At 41.9% G+C, this 17345-nt stretch carries 17 protein-coding genes; 10 read left to right on the forward strand and 7 right to left on the reverse strand.

The features are described 5' to 3' along the window. Nucleotides 1-182 (reverse strand): hypothetical protein (locus HWQ58_RS02345; protein WP_292857222.1); only part of this gene is annotated, 182 nt, incomplete at its 3' end. 484 nt (nucleotides 183-666) lie between these two features. On the opposite strand from HWQ58_RS02345, the gene HWQ58_RS02350 reads away from it, so the two are divergent. The 5 genes from HWQ58_RS02350 to HWQ58_RS02370 all read left to right on the forward strand — a co-directional run bounded on the left by HWQ58_RS02350 (nucleotide 667) and on the right by HWQ58_RS02370 (nucleotide 7139). Next, nucleotides 667-2238, forward strand: a complete 1572-nt coding sequence (locus HWQ58_RS02350) for a type II CAAX endopeptidase family protein (RefSeq protein WP_292857225.1) — start codon at nucleotides 667-669, stop codon at nucleotides 2236-2238. A 780-nt stretch (nucleotides 2239-3018) separates the two neighbouring features. After that, nucleotides 3019-3294 carry an NINE protein gene (locus tag HWQ58_RS02355; protein WP_292857228.1) on the forward strand — a complete coding sequence of 92 codons (276 nt, stop codon included), beginning with the start codon at nucleotides 3019-3021 and terminating at the stop codon, nucleotides 3292-3294. A 183-nt stretch (nucleotides 3295-3477) separates the two neighbouring features. Further along, nucleotides 3478-3738 (forward strand): hypothetical protein, encoded by a 261-nt coding sequence (locus HWQ58_RS02360; RefSeq protein ID WP_292857230.1) that lies wholly within the window; start codon nucleotides 3478-3480, stop codon nucleotides 3736-3738. 159 nt (nucleotides 3739-3897) lie between these two features. Continuing rightward, on the forward strand, nucleotides 3898-6483 hold the full coding sequence (locus HWQ58_RS02365) for a heavy metal translocating P-type ATPase (RefSeq protein WP_292857233.1): 2586 nt from the start codon (nucleotides 3898-3900) through the stop codon (nucleotides 6481-6483). Nucleotides 6484-6650: 167 nt separating this feature from the next. Then, on the forward strand, nucleotides 6651-7139 hold the full coding sequence (locus HWQ58_RS02370) for an FHA domain-containing protein (protein WP_292857236.1): 489 nt from the start codon (nucleotides 6651-6653) through the stop codon (nucleotides 7137-7139). An 81-nt stretch (nucleotides 7140-7220) separates the two neighbouring features. Here the strand turns inward: HWQ58_RS02370 and HWQ58_RS02375 are convergent, their stop codons facing one another. Together HWQ58_RS02375 and HWQ58_RS02380 are read right to left on the reverse strand one after the other, a co-directional pair. Beyond that, a complete protein-coding gene (locus HWQ58_RS02375) occupies nucleotides 7221-7568 on the reverse strand; it encodes a hypothetical protein (protein ID WP_292857239.1) in 348 nt (115 codons plus the stop codon). 33 nt (nucleotides 7569-7601) lie between these two features. Next, nucleotides 7602-7811 carry a hypothetical protein gene (locus HWQ58_RS02380; protein ID WP_292857242.1) on the reverse strand — a complete coding sequence of 70 codons (210 nt, stop codon included), beginning with the start codon at nucleotides 7809-7811 and terminating at the stop codon, nucleotides 7602-7604. 186 nt (nucleotides 7812-7997) lie between these two features. Between HWQ58_RS02380 and HWQ58_RS02385 the strand changes: the two genes are divergently transcribed. Continuing rightward, complete coding sequence (locus HWQ58_RS02385) at nucleotides 7998-9008, forward strand: TIGR01777 family oxidoreductase (RefSeq protein ID WP_292857245.1); 1011 nt, start codon at nucleotides 7998-8000, stop codon at nucleotides 9006-9008. Between the two features lie 373 nt (nucleotides 9009-9381). Here the strand turns inward: HWQ58_RS02385 and HWQ58_RS02390 are convergent, their stop codons facing one another. The 3 genes from HWQ58_RS02390 to HWQ58_RS02400 all read right to left on the reverse strand — a co-directional run bounded on the left by HWQ58_RS02390 (nucleotide 9382) and on the right by HWQ58_RS02400 (nucleotide 10720). Next, nucleotides 9382-9627: a hypothetical protein gene (locus HWQ58_RS02390; RefSeq protein ID WP_292857247.1), complete on the reverse strand. Its 246-nt coding sequence runs from the start codon at nucleotides 9625-9627 to the stop codon at nucleotides 9382-9384. A gap of 142 nt (nucleotides 9628-9769) precedes the next feature. Then, complete coding sequence (locus tag HWQ58_RS02395) at nucleotides 9770-10192, reverse strand: hypothetical protein (RefSeq protein WP_292857249.1); 423 nt, start codon at nucleotides 10190-10192, stop codon at nucleotides 9770-9772. A gap of 171 nt (nucleotides 10193-10363) precedes the next feature. Further along, nucleotides 10364-10720: an iron-sulfur cluster assembly accessory protein gene (locus HWQ58_RS02400; RefSeq protein WP_292857252.1), complete on the reverse strand. Its 357-nt coding sequence runs from the start codon at nucleotides 10718-10720 to the stop codon at nucleotides 10364-10366. A 321-nt stretch (nucleotides 10721-11041) separates the two neighbouring features. On the opposite strand from HWQ58_RS02400, the gene HWQ58_RS02405 reads away from it, so the two are divergent. The 4 genes from HWQ58_RS02405 (at nucleotide 11042) to HWQ58_RS02420 (ending at nucleotide 16760) form a co-directional block, all read left to right on the forward strand. Beyond that, complete coding sequence (locus HWQ58_RS02405; protein WP_292857255.1) at nucleotides 11042-12673, forward strand: hypothetical protein; 1632 nt, start codon at nucleotides 11042-11044, stop codon at nucleotides 12671-12673. A 1688-nt stretch (nucleotides 12674-14361) separates the two neighbouring features. Then, nucleotides 14362-14538, forward strand: a complete 177-nt coding sequence (locus HWQ58_RS02410) for a CopG family transcriptional regulator (RefSeq protein ID WP_292857258.1) — start codon at nucleotides 14362-14364, stop codon at nucleotides 14536-14538. Between the two features lie 276 nt (nucleotides 14539-14814). Continuing rightward, the gene (zds, locus tag HWQ58_RS02415) at nucleotides 14815-16254 is read left to right on the forward strand and encodes a 9,9'-di-cis-zeta-carotene desaturase (RefSeq protein WP_292857261.1); all 1440 of its coding nucleotides are present in this window, start codon (nucleotides 14815-14817) and stop codon (nucleotides 16252-16254) included. 62 nt (nucleotides 16255-16316) lie between these two features. Next, nucleotides 16317-16760 (forward strand): SRPBCC family protein, encoded by a 444-nt coding sequence (locus HWQ58_RS02420; protein ID WP_292857263.1) that lies wholly within the window; start codon nucleotides 16317-16319, stop codon nucleotides 16758-16760. Nucleotides 16761-16932: 172 nt separating this feature from the next. Here HWQ58_RS02420 and HWQ58_RS02425 read toward each other — a convergent pair whose 3' ends face one another. Further along, nucleotides 16933-17244: a HigA family addiction module antitoxin gene (locus HWQ58_RS02425; protein ID WP_292857266.1), complete on the reverse strand. Its 312-nt coding sequence runs from the start codon at nucleotides 17242-17244 to the stop codon at nucleotides 16933-16935. Nucleotides 17245-17345: the final 101 nt, after the last annotated feature.

The raw sequence follows: 17345 nt of genomic DNA on the forward strand, positions 1-17345 counted from the left end.
GTATCGGGATGCATTGGCATTGCAGAGGGACGCATTAACATTGTATCGGGATGCATTGGCATTGCAGAGGGACGCATTAACATTGTATCGGGATGCAATAGCATTGTAGAGGGACGCATTAACATTGTATGGGGATGCATTGGCATTGCAGAGGGACGCATTAACATCGTATCGGGATGCATTGGTATTGCAAGGTATTGCCAAATTTAATTCGCTACAAATTAATGAAATGCTGTATTAAGTTAAACTGGTGATACCAATTCTGTATAAAGATGCGCCAAATTATATAATAAACGAACCGCATTCGCGCAGCGTCTCGTTAGAGAAGGGCGCAAAGGACACAAAGGAAGAAAGAAAATTTGGCACAGCCTCACAAAGAAATGGTATGAGACTTAGTAACTAGGTATAGTAGGCATAATTAAACATAAAATAAAATCCTAGTTCGTAGTGAGTGATTCATCGCTCAAAACAAAGATTATCAGCTTCCTCAAAGTGGGAGAACACTACTGTAATTTAACATCGTGGGTGCATAGGCTAGCAAAAACCGCAAGCATCGCACATTCATCGCAAACTTATAATATTGATGATATCTATCCACCTCTGACTTTTTCTTGCGATAATTCCCAAGGGGGACGCGCTCTCCACTGGTCAGTTAAAGGAGGATAGATGACACTCAAGCGGTTGGTTTTATTTTTTGTGATGACGCCGATAGCAGTTCTGTTAGCAGTTTCGGCTTTATTCGGTAGTTGGCAAGAACCTCAATTTCAAAGTCGTTTAGAACTATACCAAACAAATATTGCTTTACAAGCTCAAGCTTGGCAATCAGAAGATAGCGGTGATGACAAACTTCAAGCGATTCAGGAAGCAATACTTGGTGAGCAACCTCTAGAAAGCGCTACAAAGCAGTACCAGGAGGCGCGTCAATCAGTTCAAGCTAATTTAGACAAAGTTAATAACAAACTTGCACAATTACGCTCTCAAGCGGAAATAACTCCCATACCTCCGAAACCTCTACCGGATGCTCCTCCCACTATTGAAACGTCTAAACAGGGAGAGCAACAGTTACAACAGTCTAAGCAATTACAAAAATTACTGGCTGAATTAGACCTGCGCTTGGGAATTTTACAAGCACAGCAAGGACAGACGGATACAGCCTTCAAGACTTGGAGCGAATTACAACAACGCTCAGATATTAATCCAGGGTTTGGGGAAACTGCCGCTGTATTGACTGGACTGTGGAGCAATCCTCCCCGTATCCTCCCAAATGCTCAAGAACCAATTCAAAAGAATTTAGAAGGTTGGTTTCGCTCTACTGCTTTGGTTAAGTTATACCAACTCCAGCAACGACAAGATGCGTTATCAGCAGTAAAAGCTGCACAACAAGAATCTTCTGCTCAAGCAGTGGTGAAATTGGTGGTTATTGGCACTATTCCCACTTTGGCAGCTTTAATTGGTTTAATACTGCTGATTTTATTATTTGCTCAACGCTTGTTGAAAGGAAAAGCCTCGTTATTAGCTCAAAATGCTGATATCCCTTGGTCAACGCCTTGGGGTGGTGAAACGGTTTTGGAGGTTTTTATCATCGGCTTTTTCTTTATGGGGCAAATTTTTGTGCCCTTGGTAATATCACTGCTACCCATCCCGCGTCCCATTGTGGATGTGCGACTTCAGGCGTTTTCTGTTTTGGTTAGTTACTTCTTAGTAGCATTAGGTGCGTTGTTAGTGCTGTATTTCTCTCTCAAGCGCTTTTTTCCACTACCAGAATTCTGGTTTCGCTTCCGTTTTCAAGATAACTGGTTTTTGTGGGGACTGGGAGGCTATTGCACGGCTTTACCTGTAGTTGTGGTGGTATCTTTGATTAATCAGCAGCTATGGCAAGGACAGGGTGGGAGTAATCCTCTGTTGCAACTAGCGCTGGAAAGCCAAGATGGTATAGCACTTGGCATATTTTTCTCCACAGCTGCGATCGCCGCTCCATTTTTTGAAGAAATCCTATTTCGCGGTTTTTTGTTACCCTCTCTAACTCGTTACTTACCCGTATGGGGATCGATTCTGATCAGTAGTTTATTGTTTGCGATCGCTCACCTCAGCTTATCAGAAATTCTCCCCCTAACCGCATTGGGCATTGTGTTGGGAGTAGTTTACACGCGATCGCGCAATCTCCTCGCTCCTATGCTCCTTCACAGCCTCTGGAATAGTGGTACACTATTAAGTTTGTTTGTTTTAGGTAGTAATTAAAACAAATATAGTACTGTTGCCAAAAAGGAAAATATCTGATTTTATCTGCATAGATAGAGACAATTTACTAATAATAATTGGTTATAAGCATAAATACTAGCTGAAAAGCCAATTAAGATAATGGCAAAAGCAAATTAAAGAATGCTATTAACATAGACAACAAACTATCTAGTTAAGCATTTATTCTCATTCAAGTAGATTTTAGCCATTTTCGAGATGTTATTTGTCTTCTTGAACCATTTTTAGCTGTCATGAATTGGAATGCAATTCCGGTTTGCGCTCATGGAAGTAGGAATTGGTAACTAAAAAGTGGTTAGTAAAGATATGGAAGATGCTTTTTGCGCTTCTTCTAAATTTCCACTAACCACACAGTTGGTCTTGTGATTAGTGCGATGGCGTTTCACTTGTGCTGGAAGCGATTTCTACAGACAGGCTACGCTTACGCAAAAGAATCCGGAAATAATACTGATGGATTTGTAAAAAGTAGTGTAAATAGCAGCTTTTGCTCAAGATAAACGTCTGAGCTAAAAATCTGCAAAACTGCTGCATTAGGGTTTGCGATCGTCAAATCCACCAAAAGTCATCAAGGAGCGCCAGATCGGCATATACTGCAAGACATCTTGGTGTTTCCTCTGGAATAGAAGCTGATTTTAATTATTCGTCTTGAACTTACTTGTACTGAAAAAATTAAAAATCTATTTATTAAGTAAGTAAATATATTTGCTTCCATTACAATAAGGACTTTATTTTTATACTCACTTATCAAGGAGCAGCACTTATATGGCAAATCTCAACCCAAGTCACCCTACCAAACAACTTCTAGCTGGTTACTGTGGCATTATCCTGGGAGCATTTGGGGTTCATAAATTTATTCTAGGATACGCTTCGGAAGGCTTTATCATGTTAGTGATTTCTGTAGTTGGGGGTTCTTTCACCTACGGCGTTGCTTTGTTAATTATGCAACTTGTAGGTCTAATTGAAGGCATGATCTACTTAAATAAATCCCCTGAAGGATTTGTAAATACCTATTTTGCGAATAAGCAGGGCTGGTTCTAGTGCAAGAATAGCCTTCTTACTGGAAGCAGATGGTAACAGACGCTTTTAAGCTTAAGATTGCAGCAAAAGCTCGGGGATAAAGGGCAGTGACAAAAGAAACATCCTTTTTCCCTTCCGCTTCACCCTTTACCTTTAGCAGAAGTTATACAGCACTTTTACCTCCTATTATTTATTTTTATTGATATGCTCATTTTCAAACCTAAACAGCTTAACTGGGCAATGTTCTTCTTGTTAGGCTTAGGATATTTTAGTGTTATGTCTCATTTAGAAATCAACTATTTCTTAAAAAACCTGATTGCGATCGCGCCAATGCAGGTAGCAGCTATTATTTATGTCACTTATCGACGTTGGAACTGTCAACCCCCTGTAGGGGAATTTAAAATTCCAAATTTAAAATTCCAAATTCAAAACCCTAGAGATAAATCTGGGAACTTGGAATCTTGAATTAAGTACAGCGATAGTCGTTCATGCTCAACGAAGTACGATAAATTAATAATTTTAATATGGTTGACATTGAGTCATAGTTCCATATTTAGCCTACGCTCGAATTAGAGACGCTTTTAGTCAGGCGTTGAATTTCTGTAGCGAATCTAAACACAAGCCATGCAACTTGTCCCGAAAACTAAGCCAGCCCTAGAACTTGACCCAATCCTAGAGAAGATTATTCTAGATGTTGGGGGTATGAAGTGTGCTGGGTGTGTGAACGCAGTAGAGCGACAGCTGACCCAACATCCAGGAGTCAAGAGTGCCTGTGTGAACCTGGCCACAGAGGTAGCAGTTGTAGAGTCAGAAGTTGGTGCGGTAGATGCAGATGCACTGGCACAGCGATTAACAGCCGTTGGATTCCCGACTCAACCCCGAAAAGCTAGTGGCACAGTAGTAGGTGAAATATCGACCTTACCAGACCCAGCAGAACGACAACGCCGAGAAATGCGTTCTTCTCTATGGCAGTTGGCGATCGCTGCGGTGTTGCTGATATTGTCGGGAAGTGGACATTTTGGTAATCTTGGTAGCTCAGTGCTGCCTGTGCTAAATAACATCTGGTTTCACTGTGGACTGGCGACAGTAGCGCTGTTAATTCCCGGCCGCCCGATTTTAGTAGATGGCTGGTTGGGCTGGCAACGAAATGCGCCTAACATGAATACCCTGGTAGGATTGGGAACGCTGACAGCCTACATTGCTAGTTTAGTAGCGCTGCTTTTTCCTCAATTGGGTTGGGAATGCTTCTTTGACGAACCAGTAATGATGCTGGGCTTTATTCTCTTAGGAAGGACATTAGAGCAACAAGCTAGAGGTCGCGCGGCTGCTGCATTTAGGAAATTACTAGCACTCCAGCCACTGTTAGCGCGATTGATTGCCAACCCAGAGAAAGCCGGAATGGGTTCTTCTAGTGTTGAGATTCCTGCTGAACAGGTGCGTGTCGGTGAATGCTTACAAGTGCTGCCAGGTGATAAAATCCCCGTTGATGGTGAAGTAGTGGTTGGTCAAACAACGGTTGATGAATCAATGCTAACTGGGGAAGCAGTGCCAGTAATCAAGAAACCAGGAGATATGGTGACAGGAGGGACGCTAAACCAGTCAGGAGCGATCGCTATTCAGGCAACCCGTATTGGAAGTGATACAACTCTAGCTCAAATTGTCGCCCTAGTAGAAGCCGCCCAAACTCGGAAAGCCCCAGTACAGAAATTAGCAGATACAGTAGCAGGTTACTTTACCTACGGGGTGTTGACAGCATCTGTCTTAACATTTGTCTTTTGGTACTTTTTCGGAACTCACATCTGGACTGATATCACCATGTCTGGTGGCATGGAAATGATCAGCCACGCTACACATGAAGCCCACCACTCAGCACTCAGCACTCAGCACGGGCTAAACCCTAGCTATCCGCTAACATCACTCCTAATCAGCTTAAAACTAGCGATCGCAGTTATGGTAGTCGCCTGTCCCTGTGCTTTGGGACTTGCCACACCAACAGCCATTCTTGTTGGAACTGCTATGGGCGCAGAACGGGGTCTGTTAATCAAAGGTGGCGACGTTTTAGAAAGAGTACACCAGTTAGACACCGTAGTATTTGATAAAACTGGCACTCTCACCACAGGTAATCCTATCGTGACAGATTGTCTGTTAATTGGAGGAGTAGGGGGAGATGGGGGAGATGGGGGAGATGATGGAGTAAGCAAACATCATTATTCTTCCTCATCCCCCTCATCCCCCTCATCGCTACTCCAACTAGCAGCAGCCGTAGAAAGCGGTACTCACCATCCCCTAGCAAAAGCGATTCAGCAAGAAGCACAACGGCAACAGTTATCTATTCCAGAGGCTGTAGACTTTCACACAGAACCAGGGCTAGGGGTATCTGCTGTAGTAGAGGGCACAGTTGTATTGTTGGGTAACTGGGAATGGTTGAGTTGGCACGGCATTGCGATTAACGAAACCGCACAACAGGTAGCACAGGATTTGGCAACAGATGGTAAAACAGTCGTTTGCGTCGCAATTGGGGGAACTTTAGCCGGACTAATTGGTGTTTCTGATACCCTCAGATCGGATGCTCGATCCACCGTAGAGAAGTTGCGTCAGATCGGCTTACGGGTAATGTTGCTCAGTGGCGATCGCAAAGAAGCAGCTAGCGCCATAGCCAAACAATTAGGATTAGATAGCGCTGATGTAATCGCAGGTGTTCCCCCAGCGAAAAAAGCAGCGGCAATCCAGTCTCTCCAGTTAGAAGGAACAAGTAGACAAGGGGGACAAGGAGACAAGGGGATAAAGAAAACTCCTAACTTCTCACTCCTAACTCAGCACTCAGCACTCAGCACTCAGCACTCAGTTGTGGCAATGGTCGGAGATGGAATCAATGATGCTCCAGCTTTATCCCAAGCTGATGTCGGAATTGCTTTACACTCCGGGACAGATGTGGCGATGGAAACTGCTGAAATTATCCTAATGCGCGATCGCCTAAACGATGTCGTCGAATCTATTCAGCTTAGTCGCGCCACCTTCAACAAAATCCGCCAAAATTTATTCTGGGCTTTTGCATATAATACACTTGGCATTCCTTTAGCAGCAGGTGTTTTATTGCCTAGTCTGGGTTTTGTTCTTAACCCATCTGGTGCTGCTGCATTAATGGCTTTTAGCTCTGTTAGCGTCGTTACCAACTCAATATTATTACGGCGATTCGCTCATCGTCTGTAGATTAAACTGAGTCGGTATTCAACTTTTACCAGTTCATAAAGCTTTTTGAGACACTTACTAAAGCTATCATAGCTACTGGAGTAGAACGGCCATGTTCTACTCTTTCAAGGTATTATGCAATTTTAAAGCTTATTTAAATTAGCACTACAGACTGATGGTGCGCGAAAATGGCAAAATACGATACAAAACAAATATTAATCAATTACAGTTCCACCGATTTGTCAATGGCAGCAGAAACCAATGAAAACCATCTACTGATTATTGAAGACGATCAAGGTCGCAAAGAATTTTCTCTGGAGCACCCCGTCTACTCTATTGGTAGAGACCGCGAATGTAATATCCGTTTAATGTCGCAGTTTGTCTCCCGCCGCCATGCCACATTAGTGAGATTGCCACGAGAGCATAATAGTCATAGCTACTATTACCGGATTGTAGATGGCGATGCCAAAGGTAAGCCTAGTTCCAACGGTTTGATGATTAATGGACGCAAGATACCAGCCCACGATCTCAGAAATGAAGACGAGATCGTTTTTGGGCCTCAAGTACGTGCCATTTATTACCTTTTAAGAAATACTCAGCGTTTAGGACAAACGGATGCGAGTGAGTACGATATTACACTAATAAACCCCGGTATGGCCGAGGATTTAGAGGAGTAGGAGAGTGAATTATAACTACCAATCACAGTCTGACACTTCCACGACTTCAAGCCGTGGGAGTATGAATTCTAATCGCCAAAGCTATCCTGCAATACTTTCAATCAAATGCCAATGGCGGCTACTTTCAATAGCTTGCTTGATTAACTCAAACATTTGTCGGCAGTAATTATCTAGGTGGAGTGGTAGTTCTTCATTTTTAATTACAATACTCATCCGGGTTTCTGTTTCAGTAGATTTTGATTTATCAATCAGTACTTCTACTGTTATTAATTTAGGAAAAGGAACATTTCCAGGAACCTCACGACCGATAATATATTCGGCTGTGTGATATTGAATATCCAACTGACAGTCCTGTAGAAGTTCTACAAGTAACGGCAACAGATGGTCACTAGGAACAGAAACAATAAATGAACAGGTATAGCGAGCCATAATAGCCCCAAGCCTTGCAACACTCCGTCCATCCTATAATACCGAAGTATCTAAATATAAAGTCATTAAAAAATCAAAGTTTTTGAGAGCAGGTACTCCTAGATATCCAGTCAACGAAGAGGCAGAAGGCAGGAGGCAGGAGGTAAACCCGATAAATAAATTTAGGCGTTCCGTGAGCGTCAACTGAACGGGGTTTTTATAAGGACGCAGTATTTTTTGTGGCACTTTCCGCTCGAAATACATATTTTATTCTTTCTTGTCTAAGACACGCTCCGCGAACATAAATAAATTTACTCGATCTAGAAGAAAGTGGCAGAGGGCAAAAAATATGTTTTCTTCCTCCTGTCTCTTGCCTCCTGTATCTTGCCTCTTTGGTAAGCTGAAAGTTTGATCGAAAACTTTACAATAAAGGTTTGGCTGAGGTAGAAAATGAAAATCGCAATTACTGGAGCAACAGGATTTGTCGGTAGTCGTTTAATACAACGATTACATAGAGAAGGTCACAAAATAGTAGTATTAACTCGGAATACCACTTTTGCGCAAAAGGTTTTTCCATCTGAGGCTTTCCCTAATGTAGAAATTGTTGCCTATACACCAAATGCATCTGGTTCTTGGCAAAGTGTCATCGCTAGTTGTGATGGCGTAGTTAATTTGGCCGGAGAACCTATTGGTGAAGGACGCTGGACACCAGAACGGAAACAAGAAATCTTCAATAGCCGAAAGTTAGGTACACAAAAAATAGTTGAAGCAATAGCCAATGCTAATCCTAAAACGGCAGTCGCTACAACGGGGAGCCACCCCCTTGCGGAGGTTCCCTCCGTTGGGGGGAGTGACGTGGGAACCCCCGCAACGCGCTGCCTCCCATCTGTGTTAATTAACGCTTCGGCGATTGGCTACTACGGCACCAGTGAAACTGCTACCTTTGATGAAACCAGTCTATCTGGTAACGATTTTCTTGCCCAAGTCTGCCAAGCTTGGGAAGCTGAGGCGAGAAAAGTAAAAGATGCTGGTGTGCGACTGGTAATTCTGCGTTTTGGGATTGTCTTGGGCAATGGTGGTGCTTTAAGTAAAATGATTCCGCCTTTCAAACTCTTTGCTGGCGGGCCTATTGGCAGTGGTCGGCAGTGGTTCTCATGGATTCACGTAGACGATTTAGTTAACCTGATTTTGCAAGCTTTAACTAAACCAGAAATAGAAGATGTATATAATGCCACTGCCCCTAACCCAGTCCGAATGGCAGATTTAAGCCAAACTTTGGGACAAGTGATGAATCGACCTTCTTGGTTGCCTGTTCCTGCTTTTGCGATCGAAGCTCTTTTAGGAGACGGGGCTATAGTAGTTTTAGAAGGTCAGCAAGTTATCCCAAAACGCGCCGTGCAAACAGGTTTTGAATACAAATATCCTAATTTGCAATCGGCATTAACACAAATTCTTAATTAAACGGGATTGGGGAAGGTGGGGCCCCCTCTGGGGATAAGGGGTAATGGGGATGAGGAAGTGGAAAAGCAGGGGAGCAAGGGAGCAGAGAAGCAGGGAAGAAGTTGCAGTAAGTTTTTTACCTCTCTCTGCCTCTTGTGCCCAATGCCCAATCCTCTATGCCTCATGCCCCATACCTGATTTTTTGACCAAGCCCCGTCCGTGGGGCGGGGTTGCAGGTTTGGGGTGTGGGGTTGCAGCTTCTAGAGAGCCCCAACAACCATCAATATCACTTGCCTTGTCAATTCACCGCCGTAGCAAAAGGTCATTATCACTTGCCTCGACCAATGCCGTCCTCCCTATACCCTACACCCTACCCCCTATACCCTATTAGTGACTATTGACTAGAAAGAAATTTTTTGGAAACCCAACTGATAATACCGCTGAGAATAGCACCGCCCATGAGAATGCCAATTGCGGGGTTGAACAAGGGTTGCCACAGTTTATGCCACAAATCCAAACCCAGGTTTACTCCTGCGGCATCACCGATCGCAGCGATCGCTAACCAGCCAAAGCCAAACAAAACCAAAAAAACATCGGCGACTAAAACCATGTTTAGCCAATTTAACAATTTATCTTTCATGATTGGATTGGGTAATGGGCATTGGGCATTGGGCATTGGGTAATGGGCATTGGGCATTGGGAAGAGACAACCTAGAGAGTTACTTTAATAAATTCTCCCTTTTCCTCGTTGTCCCTAACCTCCAGTTCCCAGTCCCCATCCTCTACTTTTCAAACAGCCAATTTTTAACCTTTGTTAAACTTTGCCAATCTGGTTTTCTATTTAAACCGTCCTCAATACTATTTTTTATTTCATCACTCCATTCATCGTTGACAAAAATCAACTGCTGTGCTATATCAATGTGTTCCCGCAAACCTTTTTGCTTTGTTTCCAGCATTGCTAAGGCGAGATTGATTCTAGCCTGGGGATCTTGTGGATTTAACTTGACTGCCTTTTGTCCAGCTTTGTAAGCCAAATTAGGTTTGTTATCGAGTAGATACAACCACGCTAAACAAACCCAAGCTGCACTAGTTTTAGGAGCGCGATCGCACACTTCTTTAAACACGGGGATTAAAGATTCTGCTGATTCTCCTGCTTTATAGCGTTCTAAACCTGTATCAAACAGGGATTCAACTGTTTGAGTCATAGTAAATTAATCATGAGTCATTAGTCATTGGTGAGTCGAGTGCGGTCTTGGGGGTTTCCCCCATGAGCAACTGGCGCTAGCGTAGCGGTAGCGAGGTACGAGCGTCACCCGAAGGGTCATTTGTGATTTGTCTTTCGTCCAATAATCAGGGACAAATGACAACTGACAATATTACACCCCAAATGACTTGCCGCAACCACAAGTTTGATTAGCATTGGGGTTAGTAAATTGGAAACCACCGCCAATCATGGCATCGCTGTAATCGAGCATTAAACCGTAGAGATATAACAGACTCTTGCGATCGCTGACAATTTTGAAGCCATCATAGTCAAAAACTTCATCATGAGGGGCGATCTTGCTAGTGTCTTCAAAGTCCATCATGTAAGACATCCCAGAACAGCCACCCTGACGTACTCCTACCCGTAAGCACAAGTCTGTGCCTTGCTTGTCCCGGAGAGATTTTACCTGGTGCAATGCGGCTTCGCTCAACAGAATTCCGCGTTGTTGAGCTTCAATTGCTTGTGTCATCTGCTTTTCAACTCCTTAATTAGTATAAGCTTTACCCTATATCGGCTTGTTAATGCTTCTGGGTTGCTCGTTAAGTGTTTTTGTATTCATTCTAGCGGCTTAGATGTTGCTAGATGCCAAATTGTAAACACTCCGTCAAAAGTAGCCAAAGATTTCTATTCTAGAATTGAGAGACTCAATGTGTTTATACATTCAGTATTCTTAAAATTCAAGCCTTGCGGCAGCCTGAGAAGCAACCACCCTTCAGGTGCAGCCATAAAAATTTAATCCGAGGCTAGCTAGCCCTCAAAGTTTACTTCCAAATTGCTTCTTTTGATCTCTATGACAAGTTTTAATCGCTCTACCAGTCGTCGGTTGAAGAAATTAACTCAAATTCCTTCTGTATGGGAGGGCGATCGCCGTCCGTTGTCATCACCAAACCAGCTGTCAGATTCAGAGGCAAAGGGAGAATGCATTCTTTGGGTAGATTACTCCCAAGGTGTTGTTCGAGGAATGGACGTGGTAGCTTCAGATGTCGGCCCAGAAGCAATAGTTCGCACCTTAATGCAAGCAATGGAGCATCCTCAAAGTCCAGCAAGACCTGCCAGACCTCAAAGAATTGTAGTCAAAGACCGCGAGATTCAATTTTACCTGCGGGGAGTGTTACAAGATTTGGATATCGCTATTGACTACGCGCCAGAACTGCCTTTAATTGACGAACTATTTCGTGGATTCGCCGATATCCTCGATAGTCAAACCCCTGACTTACCCCCACAGTATGCGCAAATCTTGCGAGAGAAAGCATTTGCAATTTGGCAAGCAGCACCTTGGGAATTTTTGGAAGAACAGCAAATTTTGTCAATCGAGATTAATAAGTGGGATGTTGGCACACTCTACGCCTCAGTCATGGGAATGCTGGGAATGGAGTATGGGATTTTGTTTTATCGCTCAGAAGAGTCTTTAAAACAGTTTCGTGCCGCAGTTCTAACAGATGAAGAATCAACAGAGCATCTAGAAGAAGCGTTCCTCAAGCAAGATTGCTTGTTTCTCACTTTTGAGAGCGTTGACGAAACTGATGAAGATGACGATGAAGAAGATGATTTGGCGGATCTGCCATTATCAGAAATTGACCCTACTTTTGGTAATATCCACCCCTTAGAAGGACTACGATCTGTTTTGTATGACGAAGAAGCATTGGTAATCTTGGTTGCGATCGAAAGCCTGAGTCGCTTTATTCGCGATCATCGTCGCCAACTTCATAAGGACATCTTTCCTACCCTCAGCCGTCGCTATCGCATTTCTCTGCCGCAGTCAGAAGAATCAACTAAATCTGTAGCTGTAACAGTCTCTACCATGCCGCAGTTAGCAGCAGAATTAGAGGAAATGACAGGCTTTGGTATTGACGATCGCGAGATTGACAATCTTGATTTCCAATCATTGCGAGATGACTTGATACCAGAAGATTCCTTCCTCAGTTTAGGTGTAGTGTCCTGGGAAATGTTGGATTCTCTACGAAAGGGGGTCAGCTACCATCAGGCTAGTGAAATCAAACAAGTGGGTGATGGTTTGCCGGTGATTTTAATTCAAACCTCCCGACCCAAGGCGAAGACTGTAATTGAAAGAATTGAAGCAGCAGGCGGATTGAGAGCAATTTGCTTTAATCCAGGTGCCGATCCCTTTGATGGCGATCGCTACGACCTGGGTTTATTGCAAACTCAAAACGGCGAATTGTTCCTATTTGGTGAATTTTTAGATGAAGATCCGATTCATGTTGAAGCCCGAAAAAAATGGAATCAGCGGTGTAAAAATACTAAGGGCTACTGTGGTTTAATCATTGCCAAAGGACTAACGGGAGCCTCCCGTGGCAATCCTCAGTTACGAGATATGATGGCTTTGTTTGAAGGGCGATCGCTTTCACCAAAAAATTTAGGTATTGGCACTCTCCAACTTATGCCCCAACTTAAATTTGATTAATTGCATGAATTACTGTAATCCTGAATCTAAAATTATCGGTATGAGAAATTAAGTTGATGTGTATTTGATTGGCATATTGACTGAAACTGCATTTAAGAGAGGAAAAGGGGAAGGCTTTGTCTGTCTGTTAACGTTTACCCTTCCCATCCCTCCTATGCAGTCTATTAACCGGAGGCAGAGCGTTTCTGGTTCCACTCAGCCTTATTCATCCCCGTACCTACCAGAGCGCGGCACTTTGTAATGAATATTCACGTATATGTCAATACTAATAGGCGACCAATCATGAGAAGCTAACTTTACCTAAATTTCATGAAGTACCTGTATTTTCATAGTTTTTCAGTTATTTTATAGGAGTATTTTAAGTATAAATAACTACAAAAATCTATAAAATTATTTTACAAAAACTAGTTGAATCAAACCTAACCGATGCACTTAGATATTGGAATCTTTTTTTTTAACAAGTTTTTGAGTTTAGCATCCTGTTATATATCAATATCATTAAGCAAATGTTCAGATATTTATCTTTTTCTTTGTAATTTTTTTATAAAGGATAAAAAATAGCTTTGTTAATGTCTAAATGAAGATTATTTAAAGTGCTTAAATAATAGCTATAATAAACACAATACCGAAAAAATTAAAATATACAATTATTTTATAGATATATTTACTAAATAAAAAATAGTTGTAATTAAAATTTTATTGGCAGTAATTTATATCTTGACTTAGATATGAGGAAAAGATTTTATGGCAAAATTATAGTGCCCTACTTGGCTAAAAATGATTTACATAACCTTCAAACAGATGAATACGAAAAATCGCAAAAAAATGCTCATTTTAAATTAAGTTATATCGCTGGAAGGAAGATAAAAATATGCAAAAGTTTATTGCATTCTGACGATGAGTTATTATAGAAGCATGAAACAAAACTAAAATATTAGTATTGGCAACAGTCAAGTAACATCACATCTATTCTGGATTAATTTATCTGTGTAAAATTACAGATGTTGCTGTCAAATTTTACCAAAATAATTGGCAATTTACACTCAGTGGACTGAGTTTTGTCCCCTTTTTTCTGGCTACTATATTGGCACTAGAAAGCAATCAGCTTGATCGAGGTCAACCAAAATTCATAACTGTTTAAGTAGCCCTGAACTTCTTGGTTATAGTAAGGTTACAGATGGGTATTTGTCGCTTATTTGCCTACTTTATAAGTGACTATCCACGCTCTATATACACCACTGCAACCCGCCAGTAAGCCAGTATTTCAGCATGATAATGATTCTGAAGCTTTATTTTTTGGTGTTCTAGCGGATGTTCTCTCCAAGGGGGTTTGACGAACTTAGTTAAGAGAGAAGGTCAAATGCTTTCAATGGAGAATAACTTTGAAAATCTTCATTGAGTCAACAGTAGGTATCTCGAATTCATTTATAAAATTTCATTGTCAGGCTTTACTCATGCTGTTAGTAGGGTTATTATCTTCAAAAGCAACTATGTACTATTTATGCTGTCACAATAGTAACAAATAAAGTGTAGTGTTTTGATTTTTTTAGAAAATGATCGATCCTTTGACAAAACAAACATTTTTAATATTAATGGTATTACTTGTTTCGTGAGACAAACTCTGATAACCTTATCGGTTCCCTCTTTAATTTAGACTCTTTCGACCATCTAAATATACAGCAGATAGCATGATAATGACAAATAAAAAATGGGCCGTTAAACGCATAACAGTTAATCTCGCAACGCAGGAAGCAGAAAAACTAGAAAAATATTGTCAACAAACAGGTAGACCTGCAACTGATGTGATTCGTGAACTGATTAGAAGTTTGCCTGTCTCCGACGACAGTAAAGATGCAAACAACTAAGAAGTTACTTTCACGACTTATCCAGAAAACTGCTTTCCTACCAAAAAAATATCTATGATACTTTTGAGAGTCCGCCGCTATGGACAAAAGTTTGTCTAGATGATACAGACGCGTTTTTATCGCGTCTGGTCATTTACCGGGACTAAAAAAAGTAATCAAAGAGGTTTTAGTATCGATATTGGCAATCCTTAATATGCTGCTGGAGTTGATATTAAGTAGCAAATTCCGACACCAAGCCAGTTACAATCTGTAAAGAAACTGAAAAGGAACGACGGAATGCGTGTTGCAATTGTAGGTGCGGGACTGGCTGGGCTAGCAACCGCAGTAGATTTAGCTGATGCTGGTTGTGAAGTAGAGATTTTTGAATCTCGTCCTTTTGTCGGTGGTAAAGTTGGCAGTTGGGTTGATGGAGATGGCAACCATCTAGAAATGGGGTTGCATGTATTTTTCGGGTGCTACTACCAACTATTTGACTTAATGAAAAAAGTGGGGGTGTTAGAAAACTTACGCCTCAAGGAACATACCCACACTTTTATTAATAAAGGGGGGCGCACTGGTGCTTTAGATTTTCGCTTTCTTACAGGTGCGCCTTTCAATGGTTTAAAGGCATTTTTTACTACTTCTCAACTATCGTTGCAGGATAAATTGCAAAATGTGATCGCTTTGGGTACTAGTCCGATAGTTCGCGGATTGGTAGACTTTAATGGGGCGATGAAAACTATCCGCAATTTAGATAAAGTTAGCTTTGCCGATTGGTTTCGCAGTCATGGTGGAAGTAATGGCAGCATCAAGCGGATGTGGAACCCCATTGCCTACGCATTGGGATTTATTGATTGCGAAAATATGTCTGCCCGTTGCATGTTAACCATATTCCAGCTATTTGCAGTTAGAACTGAAGCTTCAGTTTTGCGAATGCTGGAAGGTTCTCCATCTGAATACTTACACAAACCAATTCTGGAATATCTGGAAGCTAGAGGCACCAAAGTTTACACGCGCCGACAAGTTCGAGAAATTCAGTTTACTGAGTCAGCCGAACAAACCCGTGTCACTGGTATAGTAGTTGCCCAAGGTGATGTAGTAGAAACGATCGCAGCTGATGCTTACGTTTTTGCCTGTGATGTTCCAGGAATTCAACGCATCCTACCCCACGAGTGGCGTAAGTGGTCAGAATTTGACAATATCTACAAACTGGATGCAGTGCCAGTGGCTACAGTGCAGTTACGCTTTGATGGTTGGGTAACAGAACTGAACGACGGAGAGCAACGCAAACAGCTAAACCATGCGGCTGGAATCGATAATTTACTTTACACAGCCGATGCTGACTTTTCTTGTTTTGCCGATTTAGCGTTGACTAGCCCTGCGGATTATTATCGCCCAGGACAGGGGTCTTTGTTACAGCTAGTGCTAACACCGGGAGATTCGTTTATTGCACAAAGTAATGAAGCGATCGCACAACATGTTCTCAAGCAAGTTCATGAACTGTTTCCCTCGTCGCGGGAGCTAAATATGACTTGGTACAGCGTGGTAAAACTTGCTCAGTCTCTCTACCGGGAAGCGCCAGGGATGGATGCGTACCGTCCCAACCAAAAAACACCAGTAGATAATTTCTTCCTTGCAGGGAGTTATACTCAGCAAGACTATATCGACAGCATGGAAGGTGCTACTATTTCTGGACGACGTGCGGCAAAAGTGATTTTGGAGAGTTTAAAGAAATAACGAACTCCAAAGGGTGCAAAGAACGCAATCGCAAAGCATCTCGTAGAGAAGGAACAAAAGAAATGTCAGACTGGTTAGAGCATACTGTGCAGGTAGAAGTAGAGGCTCCCATAGATTTAGTATGGAGCCTTTGGTCTGATTTGGAGCAAATGCCCCGGTGGATGAAGTGGATTGATTCGGTGAAAATTCCGCCAGATAATCCAGATATATCTCTTTGGAAATTAAAGACGGGCAGTCTAGAATTTAATTGGCAATCCCGAATTCTCAAAGTTATTCCTAACCAAATTATCCAATGGGAATCGGTTGATGGTTTACCGAATCAGGGAGCGATTCGCTTTTATGATCGCCACAATAGTAGCATTGTGAAAATGACCATTTCTTACGCCATCCCCGGACTTCTTGGCAAAATTATGGATAACTTATTTTTGGGGCGGATCGTTGAATCGACAATTCAAGCTGATTTGGAAAGGTTTAAAGAATACGCGCTGAATGTTAAAGCTAATTGATTATAGATAGCAAAAACTTGGTACTTGAATTTATTCATGTTGACGAAGCATTTGCTTGAGATCCCTAACTTTCTTTGGCATTAATTTTCTCAACAGATGCGCTCGCCACAGTAAGAAACAATGTGTCAAAGTTTCTTGCTATCTATCCAAAAAAATCGAAGATTCAATTTTTTTATGCCTTGACTTGTTTTAACTCAGGTAATATCCGGGGTGAAATAGTTGCCTGAATTTCTTCACCCATTTTTTCTTCAGCTAGTCTAAGCTCATAATTTTTTTGTAAATTCATCCATAACTCAGCACCAGTACCAAACCATTGCCCTAATCGTAATGCTGTGTCAGCAGTAATTGCCCGTTCACCATTAATTATTTCAGTAATACGATTTGCTGGTACATGAAGAATACGTGCTAACTCACTTGCGCTCATTTGCAATTCATGAAGCTCATCAGCAAGAATTTTTCCAGGATGTATGGGTGGCCGTGCCATGTTGTTCTCCTTTAAGGATGATAATCTGTAATTTCGATGTTGAAAGCCCTGACTATCTAATTAGTATTTAAGAGCTTGAGACTCAAGCACAGCGAGAAGTT

This window comes from Nostoc sp. LPT, from assembly GCF_017115165.1.
Lineage (GTDB): Bacteria > Cyanobacteriota > Cyanobacteriia > Cyanobacteriales > Nostocaceae > Nostoc.